The organism is Caballeronia concitans (assembly GCF_001544615.1).
GTDB classification, from domain to species: Bacteria; Pseudomonadota; Gammaproteobacteria; order Burkholderiales; family Burkholderiaceae; genus Caballeronia; species Caballeronia concitans.
Genome location: NZ_FCNV02000001.1, coordinates 1308221 through 1329403 on the forward strand (window position 1 = coordinate 1308221; position 21183 = coordinate 1329403).

Annotated in this window: 20 protein-coding genes and 1 tRNA gene; 12 read left to right on the forward strand and 9 right to left on the reverse strand. The window is 61.9% G+C overall.

The window, feature by feature from the left end; genetic code table 11:
• Positions 1-11 precede the first annotated feature (11 nt).
• The 8 genes from AWB72_RS06020 to AWB72_RS06055 all read right to left on the reverse strand — a co-directional run bounded on the left by AWB72_RS06020 (position 12) and on the right by AWB72_RS06055 (position 7062).
• Positions 12-758: a MotA/TolQ/ExbB proton channel family protein gene (locus AWB72_RS06020; protein ID WP_040048771.1), complete on the reverse strand. Its 747-nt coding sequence runs from the start codon at positions 756-758 to the stop codon at positions 12-14.
• Between the two features lie 26 nt (positions 759-784).
• The gene (locus tag AWB72_RS06025; protein ID WP_040048770.1) at positions 785-1513 is read right to left on the reverse strand and encodes an energy transducer TonB; all 729 of its coding nucleotides are present in this window, start codon (positions 1511-1513) and stop codon (positions 785-787) included.
• A 289-nt stretch (positions 1514-1802) separates the two neighbouring features.
• A complete protein-coding gene (locus tag AWB72_RS06030) occupies positions 1803-2045 on the reverse strand; it encodes a (2Fe-2S)-binding protein (protein WP_040048769.1) in 243 nt (80 codons plus the stop codon).
• Positions 2046-2220: 175 nt separating this feature from the next.
• Positions 2221-3108, reverse strand: a complete 888-nt coding sequence (gene murI, locus AWB72_RS06035) for a glutamate racemase (RefSeq protein WP_040048768.1) — start codon at positions 3106-3108, stop codon at positions 2221-2223.
• Between the two features lie 13 nt (positions 3109-3121).
• Entirely contained in the window at positions 3122-3595 is a 474-nt protein-coding gene (bfr, locus tag AWB72_RS06040; protein WP_040048767.1) for a bacterioferritin, read from the reverse strand.
• Positions 3596-3798: 203 nt separating this feature from the next.
• Entirely contained in the window at positions 3799-5322 is a 1524-nt protein-coding gene (locus AWB72_RS06045; protein WP_040048766.1) for a fumarate hydratase, read from the reverse strand.
• Between the two features lie 58 nt (positions 5323-5380).
• A complete protein-coding gene (locus AWB72_RS06050) occupies positions 5381-5968 on the reverse strand; it encodes a TIGR00645 family protein (RefSeq protein ID WP_040048765.1) in 588 nt (195 codons plus the stop codon).
• Positions 5969-6159: 191 nt separating this feature from the next.
• The gene (locus AWB72_RS06055) at positions 6160-7062 is read right to left on the reverse strand and encodes a DMT family transporter (protein ID WP_040048764.1); all 903 of its coding nucleotides are present in this window, start codon (positions 7060-7062) and stop codon (positions 6160-6162) included.
• Between the two features lie 379 nt (positions 7063-7441).
• Here AWB72_RS06055 and acs point away from each other — a divergent pair, with 379 nt between their 5' ends.
• From acs to AWB72_RS06085, 6 genes are all read left to right on the forward strand, one after another.
• Positions 7442-9424, forward strand: coding sequence for an acetate--CoA ligase (gene acs / locus AWB72_RS06060; protein ID WP_040048763.1), 1983 nt, complete (start codon positions 7442-7444; stop codon positions 9422-9424).
• Between the two features lie 84 nt (positions 9425-9508).
• Positions 9509-9859, forward strand: a complete 351-nt coding sequence (locus AWB72_RS06065; protein ID WP_040048762.1) for a DUF4212 domain-containing protein — start codon at positions 9509-9511, stop codon at positions 9857-9859.
• Between the two features lie 2 nt (positions 9860-9861).
• Positions 9862-11886 carry a sodium:solute symporter family protein gene (locus AWB72_RS06070; protein ID WP_040048761.1) on the forward strand — a complete coding sequence of 675 codons (2025 nt, stop codon included), beginning with the start codon at positions 9862-9864 and terminating at the stop codon, positions 11884-11886.
• A gap of 43 nt (positions 11887-11929) precedes the next feature.
• A tRNA-Ser gene (locus AWB72_RS06075) sits at positions 11930-12019 on the forward strand.
• Positions 12020-12044: 25 nt separating this feature from the next.
• Positions 12045-13835 carry a site-specific integrase gene (locus tag AWB72_RS06080; protein ID WP_244285520.1) on the forward strand — a complete coding sequence of 597 codons (1791 nt, stop codon included), beginning with the start codon at positions 12045-12047 and terminating at the stop codon, positions 13833-13835.
• Positions 13836-14457: 622 nt separating this feature from the next.
• Positions 14458-15687: a hypothetical protein gene (locus tag AWB72_RS06085; protein ID WP_040048760.1), complete on the forward strand. Its 1230-nt coding sequence runs from the start codon at positions 14458-14460 to the stop codon at positions 15685-15687.
• 784 nt (positions 15688-16471) lie between these two features.
• Here the strand turns inward: AWB72_RS06085 and AWB72_RS06095 are convergent.
• Positions 16472-16699: a helix-turn-helix domain-containing protein gene (locus AWB72_RS06095; RefSeq protein ID WP_244285537.1), complete on the reverse strand. Its 228-nt coding sequence runs from the start codon at positions 16697-16699 to the stop codon at positions 16472-16474.
• Positions 16700-16884: 185 nt separating this feature from the next.
• On the opposite strand from AWB72_RS06095, the gene AWB72_RS06100 reads away from it, so the two are divergent.
• From AWB72_RS06100 to AWB72_RS06125, 6 genes are all read left to right on the forward strand, one after another.
• Positions 16885-17736 (forward strand): hypothetical protein, encoded by an 852-nt coding sequence (locus tag AWB72_RS06100; protein ID WP_143754581.1) that lies wholly within the window; start codon positions 16885-16887, stop codon positions 17734-17736.
• A gap of 110 nt (positions 17737-17846) precedes the next feature.
• Positions 17847-18449 (forward strand): hypothetical protein, encoded by a 603-nt coding sequence (locus tag AWB72_RS06105; protein ID WP_244285521.1) that lies wholly within the window; start codon positions 17847-17849, stop codon positions 18447-18449.
• A gap of 96 nt (positions 18450-18545) precedes the next feature.
• Positions 18546-18848 (forward strand): hypothetical protein, encoded by a 303-nt coding sequence (locus AWB72_RS06110; RefSeq protein WP_143754582.1) that lies wholly within the window; start codon positions 18546-18548, stop codon positions 18846-18848.
• Between the two features lie 139 nt (positions 18849-18987).
• The gene (locus AWB72_RS06115) at positions 18988-19752 is read left to right on the forward strand and encodes an HNH endonuclease (RefSeq protein WP_159459343.1); all 765 of its coding nucleotides are present in this window, start codon (positions 18988-18990) and stop codon (positions 19750-19752) included.
• Positions 19753-19771: 19 nt separating this feature from the next.
• On the forward strand, positions 19772-20191 hold the full coding sequence (locus AWB72_RS06120; RefSeq protein ID WP_040048756.1) for a DUF6884 domain-containing protein: 420 nt from the start codon (positions 19772-19774) through the stop codon (positions 20189-20191).
• Between the two features lie 246 nt (positions 20192-20437).
• Positions 20438-21031: a recombinase family protein gene (locus tag AWB72_RS06125; protein WP_040048755.1), complete on the forward strand. Its 594-nt coding sequence runs from the start codon at positions 20438-20440 to the stop codon at positions 21029-21031.
• The last annotated feature ends 152 nt before the right edge of the window (positions 21032-21183 follow it).

The window sequence follows — 21183 nt, forward strand, 5'->3', positions numbered from 1 at the left end:
CGAACCTCCGCTTAGCTGGCGCGCGTCGCGAGACGCAAGCTGTCGGCTTGCCCGTTCGCGGCGGGCTTTCGCGACGAGAGCTTCGCGCCCGTCACGAAGAATGCGTGCAGGCCGTGCGCGAAACGGTTCAGCTTGGTCACGATGCTCTTGTTCGCGCGGGTCAGCGCGTTGTAGCCGAGCACCGCCGGAATCGCGACGAAAAGGCCGAAGGCGGTCATGATGAGCGATTCGCCGACCGGGCCCGCCACTTGATCGATCGACGTCTGACCCGTCGCGCCGATGGTCAGGAGCGCATGATAGATGCCCCACACCGTGCCGAAGAGGCCGACGAACGGCGCCGTGCTGCCGATGGACGCGAGCACGGCAAGACCAGCCTGCATGCGGCCGACGCTTTCGTCCATCACGTCTTTCAGGCAGCGCGTGATCCAGTCCGACACGTCCATGCGGTCATGCAGATGCGGCTGCGTCTGAGTGTGATGCTCGGCCGCTTCCTGACCGGCGAGCGCGAGCGCGAGGAACGGGTTGTCGGCAGGGCTCGACGACTGGCCGCCGAGCTTCTGAATGCCGTCGTTGAAGTCGTCGGAGTGCCAGAACGCCTGCTCGGCGTTCTTCGTCAGACGCTTCAGACGCACGACGTTCCACGCCTTCACGACGATCACCGTCCACGAAAGCACCGACATGATGACGAGTGCGAGCGCGATGCCGCGCGTCACGAAATCGCCTTGCGCCCACACGTGCGCAATTCCGTAGTTTTGCATTTCCAGTTCCTGTATCTAAAAAGCGGTCAGTCGTTCAAGCTGAAAACGAACGGCACCGTCGCGGTGGCGCGAATGGCTTCGCCGTTTTCCTTATACGGCTTGCAGGCGCTCGATCGAACGGCTTCGAGCGCCGCGTCGTCGAGGCGCGACGAGCCGCTGCTCTTCTGCAATTTCACATCTTCGATCTTGCCGGAAAGCCCGACCGTCAGCTTTACCATCGTCGTGCCCGTCTCGCCGCGGCGGCGCGACATCGCCGGATAGTCCGGCTGCGCGATGTTGCATGACAGGCGCGCGACGTTCTTCGGCGCGGCGAGATCCATCGTCGGCTTGCCAAGAGCCGGCGCGGCGGGCGGCCGCGGCGCGGGCTGCGGCGGGGCAGGCGGCGCGGGATCGGGCGCGGGCGCGGCGATCTGCGACGGCGCTTCGGTCACCGGCATCGGCGTGGGCTTCGGCTCGACCTTGGGCTTGACCTTCGGCTTGGGCTGCGGCTTCGGAACGGGCTTCGGCGGCTGCGGTGTCGGCGGCGATTCGACCGCGACAGGCTGCGGCGCCGGCTGAGGCGTCTCGCTGACCAGTTGCGCGGTGATCGTCTTCGTTTCGATGGGACGCGGCGGCGGTTCGTGGCGCATCGTCAGCGCGACGCCGAGCAGGGCGGCATGGATCGCCAGCACGAGCGCGCAAGCCGCCATCACGCGCGGATTCAGGCTCGATGCGGGCGCCGGCGGAAATGCGGCAGTGGAAGTCGGGGACTGCATTCTTATTTGCTGCGTGTGTGGCTGCGGATCACACAGTCATGCGAAACCGATAGGGCGCATGCGGCGCGGAACGAACCGGACGACATCATTTTCGAAAGATAACCAGGGAAATAAACAGGGTAGTCACGAAACCAATCAGCAATTCCATCTTTCCCTCCTCGGGGCAAGCGTTGCTTGGCTGGCTGAACGACCCGGGGAGGCCCCAAGGTACCTGGCTCGCGAAAAGCAGACATGCGACTGAACGGCGCGCGCGATGCGCGTCCAGCCGCTCGATGATACTCGGGCTGTTTCAGGCAGCCTGGCGCTCGTAGAACGTCAGCGGCGCCGTTTGCGGACGCTCACGCTGAACCGAGCCGCAGCGCGACGCGCAGACGCCGCTTTCGGCCATGACATCTCGAACGCTTTCCTCACACTTGCCACAGCACATGGCGACGCCGAGTTCGAATTGCAGTTCGTCGAAGGAGTCCATTCCATCGGCGATGGCGGCGCGGATCTTCCGGTCGGACACTGACTTGCAGACACACACGATCATGATTGCTCGCGATAGCTTCAGTTAATGGGAATTATTATCATTCAGTGTGTCCGCCTTTGCAAGCGAGTGACTGTGTTTTTTGTAACACGTCACAGAATTCAGCGGACTTGTTGCCGGGAGCCTTGCGGGGCGGGGGAAAGCGGCTCGCGACGACGCGCGCGCCGCAAAGAAACCCTCACGCGAGGGGGGATTCGGCGAGCGCGGATGCAAGCCGGGACGGGATGTCGACATGCTCGACGGCTGCGTCGAGCTGAAGGAGGGATGCGGCGAGTTGCCGCTGGGATTCGCCGTCTGCGGTCGAGCAGAAGCGGGGCATCAGTTCGAGCGATGCGTCGCTATTTTTGAGCGCGTTCGCATCCAGGAGGCGCGCGAGCTGGCGCGCGACCGCCACGCTCGTATCGACGATCTGCAGGCGCTCGCCCGCGATATCGCGAATGGCGCGGTCGAGAAACGGATAGTGCGTGCAGCCGAGCACGAGCGTATCGGCGCCGGCGTCGAGCATCGGCTTCAGATAGCTTTCGAGCAGCGCCATGAGTTCGGGCGACGACGTATCGCAGCGTTCCACCGCCTGCACGAGTCCGTGCCCCGGCTGGCAGATGAAGCGGCAATCGCCGGCATAGCGGTCGAGCAGCGACTGAAAGCGCGTGCTTCGAAGCGTGACCTGCGTGGCCAGCACGCCGACGACGCGCGACTTCGATACCGCCGCCGCCGGTTTCACGCCCGGCTCGACGCCGACGAGCGGGATCGCGAGCCGCTCGCGCACGAAGGCGATGGACTGTGCCGTCGCCGTATTGCACGCGACGACGAGCGCCTTGGCGCCTTGCGAGACGAGCCATTCGCCGATGGCCATCGTGCGCGCGGTGATGAACGCGTCGTCGCGTTCGCCGTAAGGCGCGTGGAGGGAATCGGCGACGTAAATCAGCCGTTCGTGCGGCAACACGGCGCGCACGGCGCGCAAGACCGAGAGACCGCCCAGGCCGGAATCGAAAATGCCGACCGGCGCGCCGGCATCGGGCACGGTGCGCACGTCAGGCGTAGCGGTAGGTACGGCGACAACGGACATTGCGATTCGCGGATTACTCGTCGCCCATCATGCTTTGCTGGTAGTTCTGGATGCCGACCTTGTCGATCAGGTCCAGTTGCGTTTCCAGCCAGTCGATGTGCTCTTCGGTGTCGTTCAGAATCTTGTCGAAGATATCGCGCGAAACGTAATCGCGCACGGATTCGCAATACGCAATCGCTTCCTTGCAGGTGGACTGCGAAATCTGCTCGAGCTTCAGGTCGCACTCGAGAATTTCCTTCGTTTCCTCGCCGATCAGGAGCTTGTGCAGGTCTTGCAGATTCGGCAGGCCGTCGAGCATGAACACGCGCTGGATGAGCCAGTCGGCGTGCTTCATTTCGCCGATGGATTCGTCGTATTCGTGCTTGTTCAGCTTTTCCAGGCCCCAGTGCTTGTACATCCGGGCGTGCAGGAAGTATTGATTGATCGCGGTCAGTTCGTTCTTCAACTGCGCGTTCAGATATTCGATGACTTTTGCGTCGCCTTGCATGGTTATTCCTTGTTGGGAGCCTGGAGCATTTTGTGAAAGATAAGCCTTGAGCGTGTCTCTGCCAAGGTTAGTAAGAAATTTTTTGTTCCGGATGAAACTGAGAACGAATGTCCTTACCGGCTGCGCGGCCTTCAATGAAAAAGCCGGGCGGAATGCCCGGCTCTTCGTTCCCGGCGGCCGCGATGCGCCGCCCTTGCGCGCGCTTAGACCGTCGCGACCGGAATCTTGCCGATCTTCGCCTGCCATTCGGCGGGGCCGGTCTTGTGCACGGACGTGCCGTTCGAATCGACGGCGACCGTCACCGGCATGTCCTGGACGTCGAACTCGTAGATCGCTTCCATGCCGAGGTCTTCGAACGCCAGCACCTTCGCCTCGCGGATTGCCTTCGACACGAGATATGCCGCGCCGCCGACCGCCATCAGATAAGCCGCGTTGTGCTTCTTGATGGCCTCGATTGCGACCGGGCCGCGCTCGGCCTTGCCGATCATCGAGATAAGGCCGGTTTGCGCGAGCATCATCTCCGTGAACTTGTCCATGCGCGTGGCCGTGGTCGGGCCAGCCGGGCCGACGGCTTCGTCGCGCACCGGATCGACCGGGCCGACGTAGTAGATCACGCGGTTCGTGAAGTCGACCGGCAGCTTTTCGCCCTTGGCCAGCATGTCCGCGATGCGCTTGTGCGCGGCGTCGCGGCCCGTCAGCATCTTGCCGGACAGCAGCAGCGTCTGGCCCGGCTTCCACGATGCCACTTCTTCCGGCGTCAGCGTGTTCAGGTCGATGCGCTTGCTCGTCTCCGTGTTCGGCGCCCACGTGACTTTCGGCCAGGCGTCCAGCGACGGCGCTTCGAGCTTCGCGACGCCCGAGCCGTCGAGCGTGAAGTGCGCGTGGCGCGTCGCCGCGCAGTTCGGGATGATCGCGATCGGCTTGCTCGCCGCATGCGTCGGCGCGGCCATGATCTTGACGTCGAGCACGGTCGACAAACCGCCGAGCCCTTGCGCGCCGATGCCGAGCGCGTTCACCTTCTCGTGCAGTTCGACACGCAGTTCCTCGATCCAGTCCTGCGGTCCGCGCGCGATGATGTCCTGAATGTCGATCGGGTCCATCAGCGATTCCTTCGCCATGACCATCGCCTTTTCAGCCGTGCCGCCGATGCCGATGCCGAGCATCCCCGGCGGGCACCAGCCGGCGCCCATCGTCGGGACGGTCTTGAGCACCCAGTCGACGATCGAATCGGACGGGTTCAGCATCGCGAACTTCGACTTGTTTTCTGAGCCGCCGCCCTTGGCCGCGACTTGCACGTCGACCTTGTCGCCCGGCACGATCTCGTAGTGGATGACCGCGGGCGTGTTGTCCTTCGTGTTCTTGCGCGCGCCTTCGGGCGGGCTCACGATCGACGCGCGCAGCACGTTGTCCGGGTTCAGATAACCGCGGCGCACGCCTTCGTTGATCATGTCGGTGACGGACATCGTCGCGCCGTCCCATCGCACGTCCATGCCGACCTTCACGAACACGGTCACGATGCCCGTGTCCTGGCAGATCGGGCGCTTGCCTTCCGCGCACATGCGGCTGTTGGTCAGGATCTGCGCGATCGCGTCCTTCGCGGCGGCGCTTTCCTCGAGCTCGTAGGCGCGGCCGAGCGCCTGAATGTAGTCGAGCGGATGGTAGTAGCTGATGTACTGCAGAGAATCGGCGATGCTCTGAATCAGGTCTTCTTGCTTGATGACGGTCATGGCTTGGGCTCTGGGGACGAAAGTCGGCTTGAGTTCTCGCGTGTGGGCTCGGAACGCTTCAGTCGAGTGCGCTTCGTGGTGCGACGGTTTCGCTGTGAAAGTGCTTCGGATGGGTATGCGTGGTCAGCCGGTCGACATACGCCATGATCAGCGCGGACACGAGGAAAGCGATGTGGATCACCACTTGCCACATCACCGTATGAAAGCTGTGTTGATCGGGGTTGATGAACGTTTTCAGCAGATGGATGGACGAGATGCTGATGAGCGCCATCGAAAGCTTCACTTTCAGCACGCCCGCGTTCACGTGGTCGAGCCATTCCGGTTCGTCCGGATGACCTTCCACGCCGAGACGCGACACGAAGGTCTCGTACCCGCCGACGATCACCATGATGAGCAGATTCGAGATCATCACCACGTCGATGAGGCCGAGCACGACGAGCATGATGTTGGTTTCGTCGAGCGTCATCGCGTGCGTGACGAGGTGCCAGACTTCCTTCAGGAAGAGCACGACATAGACGCCTTGCGCGATGATGAGCCCGAGGTACAAGGGCACCTGCAGCCAGCGGCTCATGAAGATGATTCTCGGCAGCGCCTTCATCGTGCCGGGTTGAACGGGCGAATTCGGAGTGTGCTTGGGAGCGGACATGGGGCGGCTAGTCGGGTCGTGCGGTCGGCAAAGAAGAGGCGGCTGGAAAAGCGACTTGAACGAAATAAACCGGAACGCGCGGCGGTTTTACTCGGATTCAAAAAGGCCGTGCGGAAAAGCCCGCTATTGTAGCGCGTCGGCGGGCGATGCCGCCCGGATGACCGTTCCAGCCGAGCGTTCAGACGCCGGATTCAGACGCCGCTTTCGCGGCTCTCGCGTGGCCCGCGTCTGAGGCTCGCGAGCAGGATGCCCGCCATCACGCAGGCGAGCGCGACGCCATGCGCGAGCGTCGGCCGTTCGCCGAGAAACGCCATGCCGTAGAGCGCCGCCGCGATCGGCAACACGGCCGAGAACACGCCCGCCAGGCTGCCGGCCACATGGCGGATGCCTTTCATCCAGAGCCAGAACGAGAACACGCTCGCCGAGAGCGCATACCATCCGACGAGCGCCCACGTGCCCCAGTCGACGGCGCTCCAGTCGAATGCGAGCGCGGACGGCAGGCCGAGCGGCAGCATCAGCAGGAAGCCGAGGCCGTGCGTGTACGCGCAGATATCGATGGCGGGCAGCGTCTGCGTCAGGCGTCGCGAGAGAATCACGTAGAGCGATTCGCAGCACACCGCGCCGACGACCATCAGATTGCCCGCGAGCGATCCCGCGCCGCCCGCATGAACGCCGCCGCTCTGCGCGACGTTGACGATTACGACGCCCACCACCGCCAGCGCGATGGAAGCGAACGCGCGTCCGCCTGGTTTCTCCTTGAGGAAGAACCACGCGAAGAGCGCGACGACGGCCGGCATCGTGCTCGTGATGACGCCCGCCGCGACCGCGCTCGTGCGCGCGACGCCGTTGAGCATCAGAAGCGTGAAGCCGAACGTGCCGAACAACGCCTGCAGAAAGAGGTTGATCCACTCGGCGCGGGCCACGCGCTTCATCTTCGACGGACGTAAGAGCGGCCACAGCACCGCGAGCGCGATCACGAAGCGCAGCAGCGCGAAGAGCGGCACGGGCACGCTCGCGACGATCGACTTGCCGATGCCGACGTTGCTTCCGACGAGCAGCATCGACGCGATGAGATAGAGGGCGTAGCGATTCACGCGATGAATTTCCGCGACGCGTGCACGACAAGCGCGCGACGAGTTCAGTTAGGATTGTGGGGACGCATTGTAGAAGCCGCGCCGACTCGGTGTATACCCCGTGCCGCCTGAGGCGGGCGCGTAAGAAGCGGGTAAGTTGGGCGGCATATCTTGAAGCCAATGCGGGATGATATCGGAGCGAATGCTCAGGCGTTCGCTCTTATCGACAGCTTTGCACGAGACGCGGGTAAGGCGCTGACGCGCGAGGTCGTGTCGACAATGGAGACAAGGTTGGGGCAAGCGCGAGCGCTCGCTTCCCAGCCTCATAACATGTGGCGTGTTCCGCTTCGCACGAGGCGCACGCCGGCGGCTTTTGGAATCATCATCAGAGGGGTTGTCGATGTCTGCGATCGAATCGGTTCTTCAGGAAAAACGTGTGTTCCCGCCGTCAGCGAAGGCATCGTCCGGGGCGGCGATATCGGGCATGGACGCGTACAACGCGCTCGTCGCCGAAGCCGAACGCGATTACGAAGGCTTCTGGGCGCGGCTCGCGCGCGAAACGCTCGCGTGGCACAAGCCGTTTTCGAGCGTGCTCGACGAATCGAACGCGCCGTTCTACACGTGGTTCGCCGACGGCGAGCTGAACGCGTCGTATAACTGCATCGACCGTCATGTGGAAGCGGGGCGCGGCAACGATACCGCGATCATCTTCGAAGCCGACGACGGCACCGTGACCAACGTCACCTATCAGGATTTGCTCGAGCGCGTGTGCCGCCTGGCCAACGCGCTCAAGAAGCGCGGCGTGAAGAAGGGCGACCGCGTGGTGATCTATCTGCCGATGTCGGTGGAAGGCGTGGTCGCGATGCAGGCGTGCGTGCGCATCGGCGCGACGCATTCGGTGGTGTTCGGCGGCTTCTCGTCGAAGTCGCTCAATGAACGTCTCGTCGATGTCGGCGCGGTCGCGCTCATCACCGCCGACGAACAGATGCGCGGCGGCAAAGCGCTGCCGTTGAAGAGCATCGCCGACGAAGCGCTCGCCGCCGGCGGCTGCGAGAAGGTGAAGGATGTCATCGTGTATCGGCGCACGGGCGGCAAGGTCGCATGGACCGAAGGCCGCGACGTGTGGCTGCATGAGATCGTCGAGAACGAAGCGGCGCAGTGCGAACCCGAGTGGGTGAGCGCGGAGCATCCGCTTTTCATCCTCTATACGTCCGGTTCGACGGGCAAGCCGAAGGGCGTGCAGCACAGCACGGCGGGCATCCTGCTGTGGGCCGCGCAGACGATGAAGTGGACCTTCGACATGAAGCCCGGCGACATCTTCTGGTGCACGGCGGATATCGGCTGGATCACGGGGCATAGCTATATCGCGTACGGGCCGCTCGCGATCGGCGCGACGCAAGTGATGTTCGAAGGCGTGCCGACGTATCCGAACGCGGGCCGCTTCTGGGAGATGATTCAGCGCCACAAGGTCACCATCTTTTATACCGCGCCTACCGCGATCCGCTCGCTCATCAAGGCGTCGGAAGCGGACGCGAAGGTGCATCCGAAGAGCTACGACCTGTCGACGCTGCGCATTCTCGGCACGGTCGGCGAGCCGATCAATCCGGAAGCGTGGATGTGGTATCACGAGAATGTCGGCGGCGGACAATGCCCGATCGTCGATACGTGGTGGCAGACCGAAACCGGCGGCCACATGATCACGCCGCTGCCGGGCGCGACGCCGCTCGTGCCGGGCTCGTGCACGCTGCCGCTGCCGGGCATCATGGCCGCGATCGTCGATGAAACCGGTCAGGACGTGCCGAACGGCCAGGGCGGCATTCTCGTCGTGAAGCGTCCGTGGCCGTCGATGTTGCGCAACGTCTGGGGCGACCCGAAGCGTTATCAGACGAGCTACTTCCCCGAGGAACTCGGCGGCAAGCTCTACCTCGCCGGCGACGGCGCGGTACGCGACAAGGAAACCGGCTACTTCACGATCATGGGCCGCATCGACGACGTGCTGAACGTTTCGGGGCATCGTCTCGGCACGATGGAGATCGAGTCGGCGCTCGTCGCGAATCCGATCGTCGCGGAAGCGGCGGTCGTCGGCCGTCCGGACGATACGACGGGCGAGGCGGTCGTCGCGTTCGTCGTGCTGAAGCGCACGCGTCCGGAAGGCGACGAAGCCAAGCAGATCGCCACCGAACTGCGCAACTGGGTCGCGAAGGAAATCGGGCCGATCGCGAAGCCGAAGGACATCCGCTTCGGCGAGAATCTGCCGAAGACGCGTTCCGGCAAGATCATGCGGCGTCTGTTGCGCTCGCTCGCGAAGGGCGAGGAAATCACGCAGGACGTGTCCACGCTCGAGAATCCCGCGATTCTCGATCAGCTCGGCGAGGCGCGCTAAGCCGCGCTTGACCACGGCCGCCGCTCGCAACGGGCAGCGGTCGATCCTTATTGCCGACGACATGCGGTTTTGTTAAAAAACCGCATGTCCGATTCTTCCAACCCGACGCTTGCTCCGCCGCCGCCCGTTCCGGCGGCGATGGCGCGCGCGCATCGCGTGTACTGGCGCTTCAATGTCGCGCTGATCGCGGTGCTGATGACGATCGGCTTCGTCGTCTCGTTCGGCGTGCCGCTTTACGCGCATCGGCTGCAGCACGCGCGCATCGCGGGGTTTCCGCTGCCGTTCTACTTCGGCGCACAGGGCGCGATCCTCGTCTACGTGGCGCTGATCGTCGTGTATATCGTGCTGATGCAAATGGCCGATGCGCGTCTCGCGCGCGCCGTCGCACACGCGGGCGTGGCCGATGCGCCGCCGGACGACGCAGCGCGTAAGTGACGATGAAGCTCACCAACCGCCTCATCGTCACTTACGCGCTGTACACGCTCGGCTTCCTGCTGTTCATCTTCGTGATGGAGCGCATCGAGCGCGTGGCGGGCGCGGGCATGTGGGTCGGCTATGTGTTCCTCTTCGTGCCGATCGCCGTGTACGCGGTCATCGGGCTGCTCTCGCGCACGTCCGATCTCGTCGAGTACTACGTCGCGGGGCGGCGCGTGCCATCGGCGTTCAACGGCATGGCGACGGCGGCGGACTGGCTGTCGGCGGCGTCGTTCATCGGGCTGGCGGGATCGATCTACGCGAGCGGCTACGACGGCCTCGCCTACGTGATGGGCTGGACGGGCGGCTACTGCCTCGTCGCGTTCCTGCTCGCGCCGTATGTGCGCAAGCTCGCGCGCTACACCATTCCGGACTTTCTCGGCACGCGCTTCTCCAGCAATCTCGTGCGCGGACTCGCGGCGATCGCGGCGATTCTCTGCTCGTTCGTGTATCTGGTCGCGCAGATCCAGGGTATCGGGCTGATCGCGTCGCGGTTCATCGGCATCGAGTTCTCGATCGGCATCTTCTGCGGGCTCGCGGGCATTCTCGTCTGCTCGTTTCTCGGCGGCATGCGCGCCGTCACGTGGACGCAGGTCGCGCAATACATCATTCTGATCAGCGCGATGCTGATTCCCGTGTCGATGATCGGCCATCGCGACGGCCTCGGCTGGTTTCCGCAACTGAGCTATGGCCGCGTGATGGAACGCGTCGAAACGCTCGAGCGCAGCCTGGCCGCGTCGCCCGATGAGGCCAGCGTGCGCGCCGAATATGGGCGGCAGGCGGCGCGCATGCAGCGGCGCATCGACGCGCTTCCGCAGTCTTATTTCGATGAACACGCACGCCTCGTCGATGAAATCGCGGAGCTGCGGCGGCGCAACGGGCCGCTGCGCGAGATCAACGCACGCGAGCGCGAGCTGGCATCGTTTCCGCGCGATCCCGCCGATGCGCAGGCGCGATGGTCCCGCGAACGCGACGCGCTGAGCGAGCGCGTCGCCGCTCCGGTGCCGATGACCGATGCGTTCGCGCGCGCGTCCGCCAAAGATGAAAGCCCGCGCGCGCATCAGTTAAATTTTCTGTCGCTGATTCTGTGTCTGTCGATCGGCACGGCGAGCCTGCCGCACATTCTCACGCGCTATAACACGACGACGTCCGTGGCGTCGGCGCGGCGCTCCGTCGGCTGGACGCTGTTTTTCGTCGCGCTGTTCTATGTGACGGTGCCGGTGCTGGCGGTGCTCATCAAGCACGAGATATTGACGGGGCTCGTCGGCCATCGGTTCGCGGATTTGCCGCAATGGGTGACGCAATGGCGGCGCGTGGAGCCGTATCTGATCCGCATCAGCGATGTGAATGGCGACGACATCGTGCGATGGGCCGGTATTCAGATGCAGCCGGACATGGTGGTGCTCGCGGCGCCGGAGATTGCGGGGCTGCCGTATGTAATTTCGGGATTGATCGCGGCGGGCGCGCTGGCGGCGGCGCTTTCGACGGCGGATGGCTTGCTGCTGACCATCGCCAATGCGCTTTCACACGACGTGTATTACTGCATGGTCGATCGCCACGCCACCAGTCAGCGGCGCGTGACGATCTCGAAGATTCTGCTGCTCGGCGTGGCGCTGCTGGCGTCGTATGTGGCGTCGCTGAACGCGGGGAACATTCTGTTTCTGGTGGGCGCGGCGTTTTCGCTGGCGGCGTCGAGCCTGTTCCCGGCGCTCGTGCTCGGCGTGTTCTGGAAGCGCACGACGCAGCGGGGCGTCGTCGCGGGGATGATTGCGGGGCTGGTGGTGTGCGTGTACTACATCGTGTCGACGTATCCGTTCTTCACGCACCTGACGGGCTTCGACGGTCCGCGCTGGTTCGGCATCGAGCCGATCAGCTCGGGCGTGTTCGGCGTGCCGGCGGGTTTTGCGGTGGCGATCGCGGTCAGCCTGATGGACCGCAAGCCCGATGAATACACGCGCGCACTCGTCGATTACATTCGTCACCCGTAGGGGCTGGCGCGCTTTCCGGAACTTGGTATAATCGCGGTCTTCCGGAGAGATGGATGAGCGGTTTAAGTCGCACGCCTGGAAAGCGTGTATAGGGTAAAACCTATCGGGGGTTCGAATCCCCCTCTCTCCGCCAGAGCAATGCCAAGTCACTGAACAGCTTGGAAAATCCCGATAAATCAAACGTCTTGAGCCTGATGGCCCACGAAAAGTGGTACACAGAGGACTCGGACAACTTGAAGAATAAGCCGGGATTGGTGTCCAGAAGCGGCACCTACTATGCGCGGGTGCGCGTTCCGACATTGCTCGTCGGACTTCTCCAAAAGCACGAAATCAAAATCAGCCTCAGGACGAAGAACCTGAATGAGGCTCGTGCAAGGCTGCCCGACGCACTCATCGAAATCCACAAACAGCTTGCTGCCGCGAGCAAGGTAGCGGATGCCGTTGCTCCGCCCGCCGAAGAGGTCCGACGCGGTACGCTTGAGCAGATTGCCCGCACTTGGTTCGAGCCACGTTGGCGCGCGACGGGCGAAGCCCTCTGGAAGCCGACGCCGGCCGGAATGACCGCCGAGGACGCGTTGTGCAACATCGATCCCGAACTCGCCCGTTTGACGCCGCCTGACGAAGTGTTGTTTGGCGAGTACCTGCATCAGGCGCGTGGCCTGCTCGTGGCAGCCGGGTATGCCGAGCCATCGGGTAGCAGCGTCGAAGTGCTGGCGCAGTTCATGGTTCGTGGCGAGATCGAGTGCCTCAATAGGAGCCGTCGGTTCGTGGTTGATGGGCGACTCTACGATGCGATCGAAGACCCGCTGTATCGGCCCATAGGCGGCTCCGGAGATGGTATTGCGCCGCTGGGGGCCGCTACCGTCCCGGCCGGCATCACGGTCGATGAGGCCATCAAGCGATTCGAGAATGACCCGCAGCGCGCGAAGCTAAGCAGGAAGAATCTCGATGGCTACCAGCATAGCTTCAGGCTGTTACGCGAAATCGTTGGCGGCAATATGCCGTTGAGTGCGGTAAACCGCGACCACGCCCGTGAAGTGCAGGAGGTGTTCGCGCACCTACCAGCGAATGCGACGAAGAGGTTCTCAGGGATGACGTTGGTAGAAGCCGCCGCGCACGCCAGAAAGAGAGGCCTTCCACCGATTTCCGCGAAGACTGCCGAAGTCCAACTTGGCAATTTTTCGAGCTTCTTTAGTTGGGCAGTGCGGGAGCACCTCATCGACAAGACCCCCGCCGCCGGGTTGCGGCCGCTTCAGGAAAAGCGCAGCAAGGACGAGGGCCGCCAGCCGTTCAGTGATGCCGACCTCGTAAAGCTGTTCTCTGACGATCTGTTTCGTGAGCCGTATCGACGTGTTGCGCCCGGCTGGCTGGGGCGGTACTGGGTTCCGTTGCTCGCGCTCTATCACGGTGCGCGACTGAACGAACTGTGCCAACTGGAAGTGGCCGATGCCGGCGTGGCAGACAGCATTCCCTTCCTCCACTTCCGAGAAGAAAGCGCCGCTGACGAGGAAAAGCACCTGAAGACCCGGAACTCGGAGCGCGTCATTCCCATTCACCCGGTTCTTCAGCAGCTTGGGTTCGTCGAGTATGTTGAAGCGACGCGCAAGGCGGGACATGCGCGCTTATTCCCGAGCTTGACGAAAAGCGCCACGGGGTACTATTCCGACAACTTCTCAAAATGGTTCGGCCGGTTCTGCGAAAAGTGTGGCGTGACCGACAGCCGGCTTGCCTTCCACTCGTTCCGGCATGGCTTCAGAGACGCTGCTCGCGCCGCTGACATCCCACGCGAAATAGCTCAGGCATTGGGCGGTTGGTCCGATGGCGATGACTCCACGAGCGAGGACTATGGGAAGGGCTACACTCTGAGCCGCAAGGCCGACGAGCTTGCGAAAATTCGGTTCCCAGCTGTCGAACGACTGCTTGCCGCAGTGACGCCGGTTTCCGGGTGACGAGACCTGATCCCGTTCGGTGAATGGGCCGCTCCTCCGTTCGCTACGGGTCCGGGAAGCGTTCGTCACTCGCAGTTCCGATCTCCGCCTACACGCGTGCCACGCATTGTGTTCGCCGGCCAACGAGCAATAAGTTGCGCCAGATGTGACCGGCCGCAAGTTGTGCATGTTGCGTCACGCGCGACCGTCTAAATCGGCAACTTACGTCAGAAGCGACCTTGTTCTTAAGGAAGTTGCGTCACCGGCGACCCTAAGAAAAACACATTCCTCTTAGAACTACACATGCCGAATAGAAAGGCACATGTATGTGCGTCGCAGCTTTCGCCGCTCGCACGACTCTTTCCTTTAAAAGAAAAATCCGGATGCTTCGCATCCCAAAGACCGGCTCCGCTTTGCTCCGCCATTCAAAGAAATCTGAATGCCGATGAGATTTTGAAACTGGTTTCAACTGATTTTTCTTGTGCTCCTTATCGGCATGGCGATAGGATAAGTGCGCCCTGCTTGAACTTATCGCAGGCAAAAAAAAGCCCGAGTCGGACTCACGATCCTATCGGGCAAATATCTGTTTAAGCCCGGTCAGTATGACGAAGCCGGGCGAAAATGACAACGACAATATCGCACCATGAGTAACTCATTTAGGCTTGAGACGCTCGCCGATTACATCGAGAGCGAGACGTTCATTCCAACCAACTCGGAGCACCTCGGCGTTGTTGCCATTCGCAACATCTACGACTATGTGGCTCGTGATATTGCTCCTCACTGGAAGCCGGTTGTTGTACGCCAGTTGCTCTATCTGCTGCGCTTTACTGTCGGGTACGGTAAGGCGAGCTTCTCGCAGGGCGCATTTCGGTGTGCAAGGGGGCGGCCAAGCAATGGCGGGAAACTGAATGCTCCCCCTAACGGGGCATCTCCTCGTACGACTCAGCGCGTTAACGCGATCATCGTGGAGCAGGGCTGGTTCCACTGCGAAAGCGCGGGTCGCTCTGGAGGACGCGCAAACATCTACCGCCCTTCCGACGAACTTCTCACGGCGGCGATGGAGAAGCGGAACGATGTGGTCTTCGGTGACATGGACGCCTTGCCGGTCGCGAGAGAGTATGAACGCCTGATTGACGAAGGCAGCCATCTAACAGCCCCGGAGTTCGCTTGCGCTTTATGGTCTGTGTACGCGTTGCGATCCACTGCATTGGTGAGTGACCCAAATTGGAAGCGGTACGGCTCGTGGGCCGATTTAGCAACAGGCAAACGTAGCGATGAGGGACGTTTGATCTTTCCGGCAATCAACCTGGGCAGGACTGCAATGAAGAAGGCGTTCCACGAACTAGATGAGGCTGGATTTCTTAACATCCACCACCGCGCAGGTCTGCCATCCATCTGCGAAATGCCCGCGTGCGCAACCGCAATAGCCAACATTCGTCGAGCAAATCGGTCGTCCTCTGACGCCGTTCGCGTGGATAAAGCGAGCGAGAGACTATCGGCCGTAGTTCATCCACGCAGAGAGGACCAAGTTGACCATTTCGTTAAAAACCGGACGCTCCACGAGTTTCGTCGCGCGACCGAGGTAAGCTGGCTTTGCCGCGTATGGCGGGTGGCAGTGCATAAACGCGACCCAGAACTCGTGGAGCACCTTATGGTGCCCAGCGCCGAGGAGCGCAACTGCGCGAAAGCCATCCTATGGCACCTGCGGAGGAACCGTGTTCAATCCGAGCTTGATCAGCGCCGGTTTCTATTCTTCGCTGTGGCTCGCTCGTCATCTCCGGATTGGTTTCGTTTCACGCACCTTAATCGACTTCAGATACTTGATCCATTGATTGAGCAATTTCTCGCTCAACACATCCAGCAGGCAGCGTAATCAGGGGTTGGCGATGCGAAACAGCGTCCGGGTTAGATTTACTGATCCTGCCGATATGGGCAACGTGCAAGAGTGGGAAAGTCTCGCATCCGCCGCGAAAGCTTTAGGGGTGGGGGTGCAAAGCTTCAGGGCGGCGCTTCCAAGCCGAGCCGGTGAGTCGCGTTTGTATCGCGGATGGTTGGTCGAGCGCTTGGATGATCCGCCTCGTCGGCGTACTGAGATGGCCGAAATCGAGAACTGGGCGCATGTCATGGCACTGGGGGACGCCAAGCAGGCCGTCCTCGCTCGGAACAGGCAAGAGGTCACTTCGTTAGATGACAAGTGTGCCGACGACGCAATCGCTCACGAGTACAAGGAGAGGTACGCTTGGTATCTCGCCACAGCAGTCATTGAAGAGATTCACTGGCGCACCGGCCATGAGATGAGCCGAAGCCGGCCGGGTATCGCGCACGAACCAAGCGCGCCAACCAATGAACGACGTGCGGGAATACCGGCGATCCGTCAAAGGAAGCGACCGCACCGTTCATAACCCGCCGTGCGGGACCCCCCCCATTGGCTGGCGGAAACCGCGCGGAACCGGCGTCGGTCGCGGCGGCATCGCTGAGTGCCTCTCCTTCAACCATCGAGCGCCATGTCTTCAATCAGTTCGCGTATCAGGCGTTACGGGTGCAGAAGCGGTTTGCCGCTGTCGCGTGGTGCCGCTGCCGGGCTGATGCATTCCTCGCGTCCAGACCAGAGGGCTAGAGTGCCGGTAACGGCGATACATTTCGCCCTTCGCCGAGGCCTAGTCACCGGCGCGAGTTCGTTCCGAATGCTCTGCAAGGCGGGCTTCCGCAGCGGCCAAGAAGGCGGAGGGAGTCAAGCCAAGCACTCCACATAGCTTCCACACGATGCGGATGCTTGGGCTATGTCGGCCCAATTCAATCAGCGAGACGTAGTTCCGTTCCATGTCGGCGGCATGGGCGAGCGCTTCCTGCGACAAGCCTTTCCGCCGTCGCAACGAACGTAACACCTCCCCTACCGCCTGTTCCGGCTCCAACGCCGCTGCCCTCAAGATGCAAGACGCTCGACGTTAAGCACCCGTCATCGGCATGTCTTCACAAAATATTGGGCAAACCGGATCAGGCGCGGTATTGTTGCCTCATTCGAAGGTGTACCCGCAACCACTGACAAGAAAGACGAAAAATGAGTGAATGCTTGACGCTGAAGGAGCGTGCGGAAACTGACCCGGCACTTCAAAGAGCGCTGGAATTCCATCGTGTGTTGGCGCAGTCCTTAGCAAGGGATTACTGGAAGACCTTTCAGGAAACCCACGCAACGTCTGACCTACAGTCTGCGCTCCGATGGGCGATCAAGATGCACGAGGCCATTGAGCATAAAGCTGCGGAATATGAGGCTGAGGCTGGAATTCCCGGGCTTGGCGAACAGTACCTCGCATATTTCCGAGAAGAGCGAGAAAGGCTAAGCGAGGAGTTTCCATTCGATTGGGGGGCGACCGTGAGCACTAGCTTTGACGCACCCCCACCGGCACAGAAGCCAGCATCGGCTGAGCCAGACAGGCGACGTATGTCAATGAGTGAGGTGGACGACGCCTTGACTTTGGAAAAGCGAGCGGAAACCGACCCAGTGCTTCAAAGAGTGCTGAGTACCTACCGCACGGTAGGCCAGAGCATCGCAAGGGACTATATGAAGCTTAGTCTGGAAGCCCTTGATACTGGTGGCATAGCCGCAGTAGACGTGTGCCGGACCCAGTTCTTAGAGGGCGTCGCGAGTAAAGCTAAGGAATATGAGGCGGAGGCCAACATCCCAGGGCTCGGCGATCAGTACATCGCATACATCGACGAGGAGCTAAAGCGGCTGAATCAGGAGATTGACCGGGACCCGGCGGCCTTGAGGCGTAACCTCGGAGTACCTCCGCCGCCACCGAAGCCTGTGCCGAGTCGGCAAGGAAACCAGCGTATGTCGATGGGCGAGATGGCCGTGCGTACTGCCGTGCGTGCCACGGTATGGACGCTTGTCCGGGATGCGATTCGGGCGATCTTCCGATAGAAGACACCGCGTGAATCACCGCTGCGGCGGTGATGGCCACCTGTCACACCGGCCACAGCATGACACGCTTTAGGCGCGGATTTTGAAACCGGTTGCACGCTCCCAACAAGATGGACACCAACCTGACTTCGTTTACCCACGTACCCGAGCCTCGCACTGCCGATCGCGGAACTTACGAAACAACGCATGACACGTGTTGTCGGCGGGGAAGTGACAATGTCATCGAGCCCGTCGTGCATCGCTTCCAATTCGTCACCTTTGCCTTTGGTAAGCCGCAGACGGTGTTCCGCCTTCCTCAGTGGCGCTGGCCCGTCACGCGCCCGTATAACGGGTTCAGCGGGGGAGCGCGCATCCGGGGCTGGCAACTTCTGCGCTTCTACCAGCAGAACGGCTGGCTTTACTACGACGACGTGTGTTCGGTCACCGGCATGGCTGGCGGCGTGGGTCTTCACAACGAGGACTATTCGCGACCGTGGACCGCTTATCCAGTCTCGAAGCGTTCACACACGCTGATTCACGCGCGCGCCCGGTATCCGAACGCATGGACCGAATTCCTCGCTAACGAGGCATTGTCCGGCACGTGGGCCAAGGGCCTTTCACATGATGGTGGCGCTTCGACCGCCGATCGAGATTGCGGCGTCGTTCACTTACTCGAACACGCGCCACACCCGCAATGGGTTGTCGTGCCCGAAAACGAATTCGACTGCCGCTGACCAAGTGCAAAACAAGTAGGCCCGTCACTAGCACGCCTCACTGCACCGGACCGGCCTGCACAGCTTGATTCCTACGACCACATGGAGGCGTATCTCATGAAACAACCACTCACGACCACATCAACGAAGTGTATCGGCGTCACCGTCGCCTGCCTGTTCGTAGGCGTTGCCCATGCGGAAATCCGGCCGGCGACATGTCACGAATTCGCGAACGGTCTGAACCATATGAATCGCGCCAGAGGACACGGCGTCGAGTACTCGGTGAACCAGAAGTTGGATTTTGAACACAAATGCGGCGTGGTCAACTCGGACGACATAGTGCCGGGCGGCTGGCAGTTCGACACTGCGACCAGCGAGATCATCTCGCCCACCGGCGTGCGCGGAGACGCCAGCGAATAGCGCAGCATGGACGGGCCTCGATACGTCCATCTTTTCGCCGCCCGCGCGGTTCCATGTTCGACTGCTGCTGACAACGGGTATCCTATCGACAGCTTCAATATCCAGCCGCGATAAATCAGCGGCAGTGGGAGAAATCGGGGTGGCCATCAACATCGACGGCGTCGGGAAAGAGCATGTAGTCGAGGCAGCCGCGCGCTGGCGCGCGGAACCGGGCTACGGTGGATTCGGAGAAAGCACGCGCTACGACATCCTGATCGAAGGCAGGTCATATCCGCCGAAGGCCATCGCGGCGATCGCGTGCGAGTGCGCCGGCGTGCCACGACCGAACCCGTCGGAGTTTAACGGGGCGTGGAACAGCCGCTGGCACAAGGCCCTGAGGGCCCTCGGCTTCCCCATTGTGCCGAAGGTGGACTCCGGGGAAGCCGCCCATAGCGAGGCCCCGACCGAGTCGGCCGCGCAGATCGAAGCCGACCTGCGCGCAATTGACGCACAGCACGCAGATAGCCCAACGACGCGCGAGGCGCTCGTGAAGGCCCGTCTAGGGCAAGGGCGCTATCGGCGTGAATTGCTCGCCCGTTGGGCGTACCGGTGCGCTGTCACGGGCTGCGAAGTGCCCCAAGTCCTGCGAGCTTCCCACGTAAAACCATGGCGGCATTGCAGCGACAGCGAGCGGCTCGACCCCGACAACGGATTGCCGCTCGTCGCGACGCTTGATGCGCTTTTCGACGCGGGGTTGATCACCTTCGACACGAGCGGCCGTATGGAGATATCGACTCATCTCGACGAGAACCAGCATGCGCCGCTTCTGCTCGGCGTGCCCCGGACGCTCGCGAAGACGCCGTCGAAGGCGCTCGCGGAGTACCTCGCAGCGCACCGGCGGCACGTGTTCAAAATAGAGCGATGATCTTTTAGCAGGATTGACGATGGTAGATACCCCAGCTGTGTATCTCGTGTCGTGCGTCGGAAAAAAGCTCGACCGCGCAGCTTGCGCGAAGGACTTATACGACTCCACGCTGTTTCGACTTGCGCGCCGCTACGTTGAGCGGCGGCAGGGGGAGTGGTTCATCCTTTCGGCCAAGTATGGCCTTGTGGCACCGGACCAGCACGTCGAGCCCTACGATCACACGCTCAACGGCATGAAGGTCGCCGAGCGGCGCGCATGGGCTCATCGCGTGCAGCAGCAGATGGGCGCAGAGATGCCGTCGGGCGGTCGCTGCGTGGTACTGGCCGGGAACCAGTATCGGGAGTTCTTGATGGACTACCTGAGCACTCGGTTCACGACCGAGGTTCCCATGAAAGGACTCAGGATCGGCGAACAGCAGCGCTGGTTGCTGGATAACTGAGCCGGCGCTTGAGTTCGCTCAGGCCGTCTCGTTCGACTGAAGGTTCGGGCACACCGTCGAGGCGTGCGCTCGAACCAGACTTTGCTCTGATTAACGCTCGACTGGCCGCCACGAGGCAGGCCGCCGTTCGTTGCGTTCAAAATCGTCCGGTTTTGGACATCGCACCATGTCCTGTCCAAAAATCTGCTTGACACACTTTTGGATGCGATCGATATTTCGTACATGGTTTTTGGACGGGAGTGTGAAATGGGAAGAGTGTTTGCGTACTGCCGCGTCTCGACGTCTGATCAGACGACCGAGAACCAAGTCCTCGAAGTCCGGTCGGCTGGATTCAACATCGAGCCGCGCCGCGTGGTTTCCGAGTGCGTATCTGGTTCCGTTGCAGCGAAGCAGCGCGCCGGCTTTTCAAGGCTGCTCGACCGGTTGGAAACGGGCGACGTGCTGGTAGTAACGAAACTTGACCGGCTAGGTCGTAACGCGATGGATGTCCGGGCGATTGTCGAAGAACTTACGACGATGGGCGTCCGTGTCCATTGCCTCGCGTTGGGCGGAGCAGACCTCACGAGCGCGGCCGGCAAGATGACTATGTCGGTGCTGTCCGCGGTCGCCGAGTTCGAACGCGACTTGTTGCTTGAGCGTACCGCTGCCGGACTCGCGCGCGCGCGGGCGGTCGGGAAGGTACTGGGACGCCCGAAGGCATTGAGCGACAAGCAGGAATCGAGAGCGCTGGAGCGCCTCGCCCAAGGGCTGACGGTCGCCGCTGTAGCCCGCGAACTGAATGCGAGCCGCCAGACGATCATGCGTCTGCGCGACCGTTCAGCAGACCAAGCGATCCGCTAAGGCGAGCGCGGCACAAGTTGCAACCGGTTGCAAACCTCAGGGCCTGCGCGAGGCGTCTCAGAACGACTAACTTCAGTTAATCGACATACCCTCCGAGATCGCCGACAATTCTTCAAGCAAACCAATGTGGCATCGCGTTTACCATGGCGCAT

Coding starts and splice junctions, on each gene's coding strand:
- AWB72_RS06125 (WP_040048755.1), top strand. CDS start 20,438: ATGGGAAGAGTGTTTGCGTACTGCCGCGTCTCGACGTCTGATCAGACG.
- AWB72_RS06065 (WP_040048762.1), top strand. CDS start 9,509: ATGTCCGATTCTTCCAACCCGACGCTTGCTCCGCCGCCGCCCGTTCCG.
- AWB72_RS06110 (WP_143754582.1), top strand. CDS start 18,546: ATGAAACAACCACTCACGACCACATCAACGAAGTGTATCGGCGTCACC.
- AWB72_RS06030 (WP_040048769.1), bottom strand. CDS start 2,045: ATGATCGTGTGTGTCTGCAAGTCAGTGTCCGACCGGAAGATCCGCGCC.
- AWB72_RS06120 (WP_040048756.1), top strand. CDS start 19,772: ATGGTAGATACCCCAGCTGTGTATCTCGTGTCGTGCGTCGGAAAAAAG.
- AWB72_RS06020 (WP_040048771.1), bottom strand. CDS start 758: ATGCAAAACTACGGAATTGCGCACGTGTGGGCGCAAGGCGATTTCGTG.
- AWB72_RS06050 (WP_040048765.1), bottom strand. CDS start 5,968: ATGTCCGCTCCCAAGCACACTCCGAATTCGCCCGTTCAACCCGGCACG.
- AWB72_RS06085 (WP_040048760.1), top strand. CDS start 14,458: ATGAGTAACTCATTTAGGCTTGAGACGCTCGCCGATTACATCGAGAGC.
- AWB72_RS06070 (WP_040048761.1), top strand. CDS start 9,862: ATGAAGCTCACCAACCGCCTCATCGTCACTTACGCGCTGTACACGCTC.
- acs (WP_040048763.1), top strand. CDS start 7,442: ATGTCTGCGATCGAATCGGTTCTTCAGGAAAAACGTGTGTTCCCGCCG.
- bfr (WP_040048767.1), bottom strand. CDS start 3,595: ATGCAAGGCGACGCAAAAGTCATCGAATATCTGAACGCGCAGTTGAAG.
- AWB72_RS06025 (WP_040048770.1), bottom strand. CDS start 1,513: ATGCAGTCCCCGACTTCCACTGCCGCATTTCCGCCGGCGCCCGCATCG.
- murI (WP_040048768.1), bottom strand. CDS start 3,108: ATGTCCGTTGTCGCCGTACCTACCGCTACGCCTGACGTGCGCACCGTG.
- AWB72_RS06105 (WP_244285521.1), top strand. CDS start 17,847: ATGGACACCAACCTGACTTCGTTTACCCACGTACCCGAGCCTCGCACT.
- AWB72_RS06045 (WP_040048766.1), bottom strand. CDS start 5,322: ATGACCGTCATCAAGCAAGAAGACCTGATTCAGAGCATCGCCGATTCT.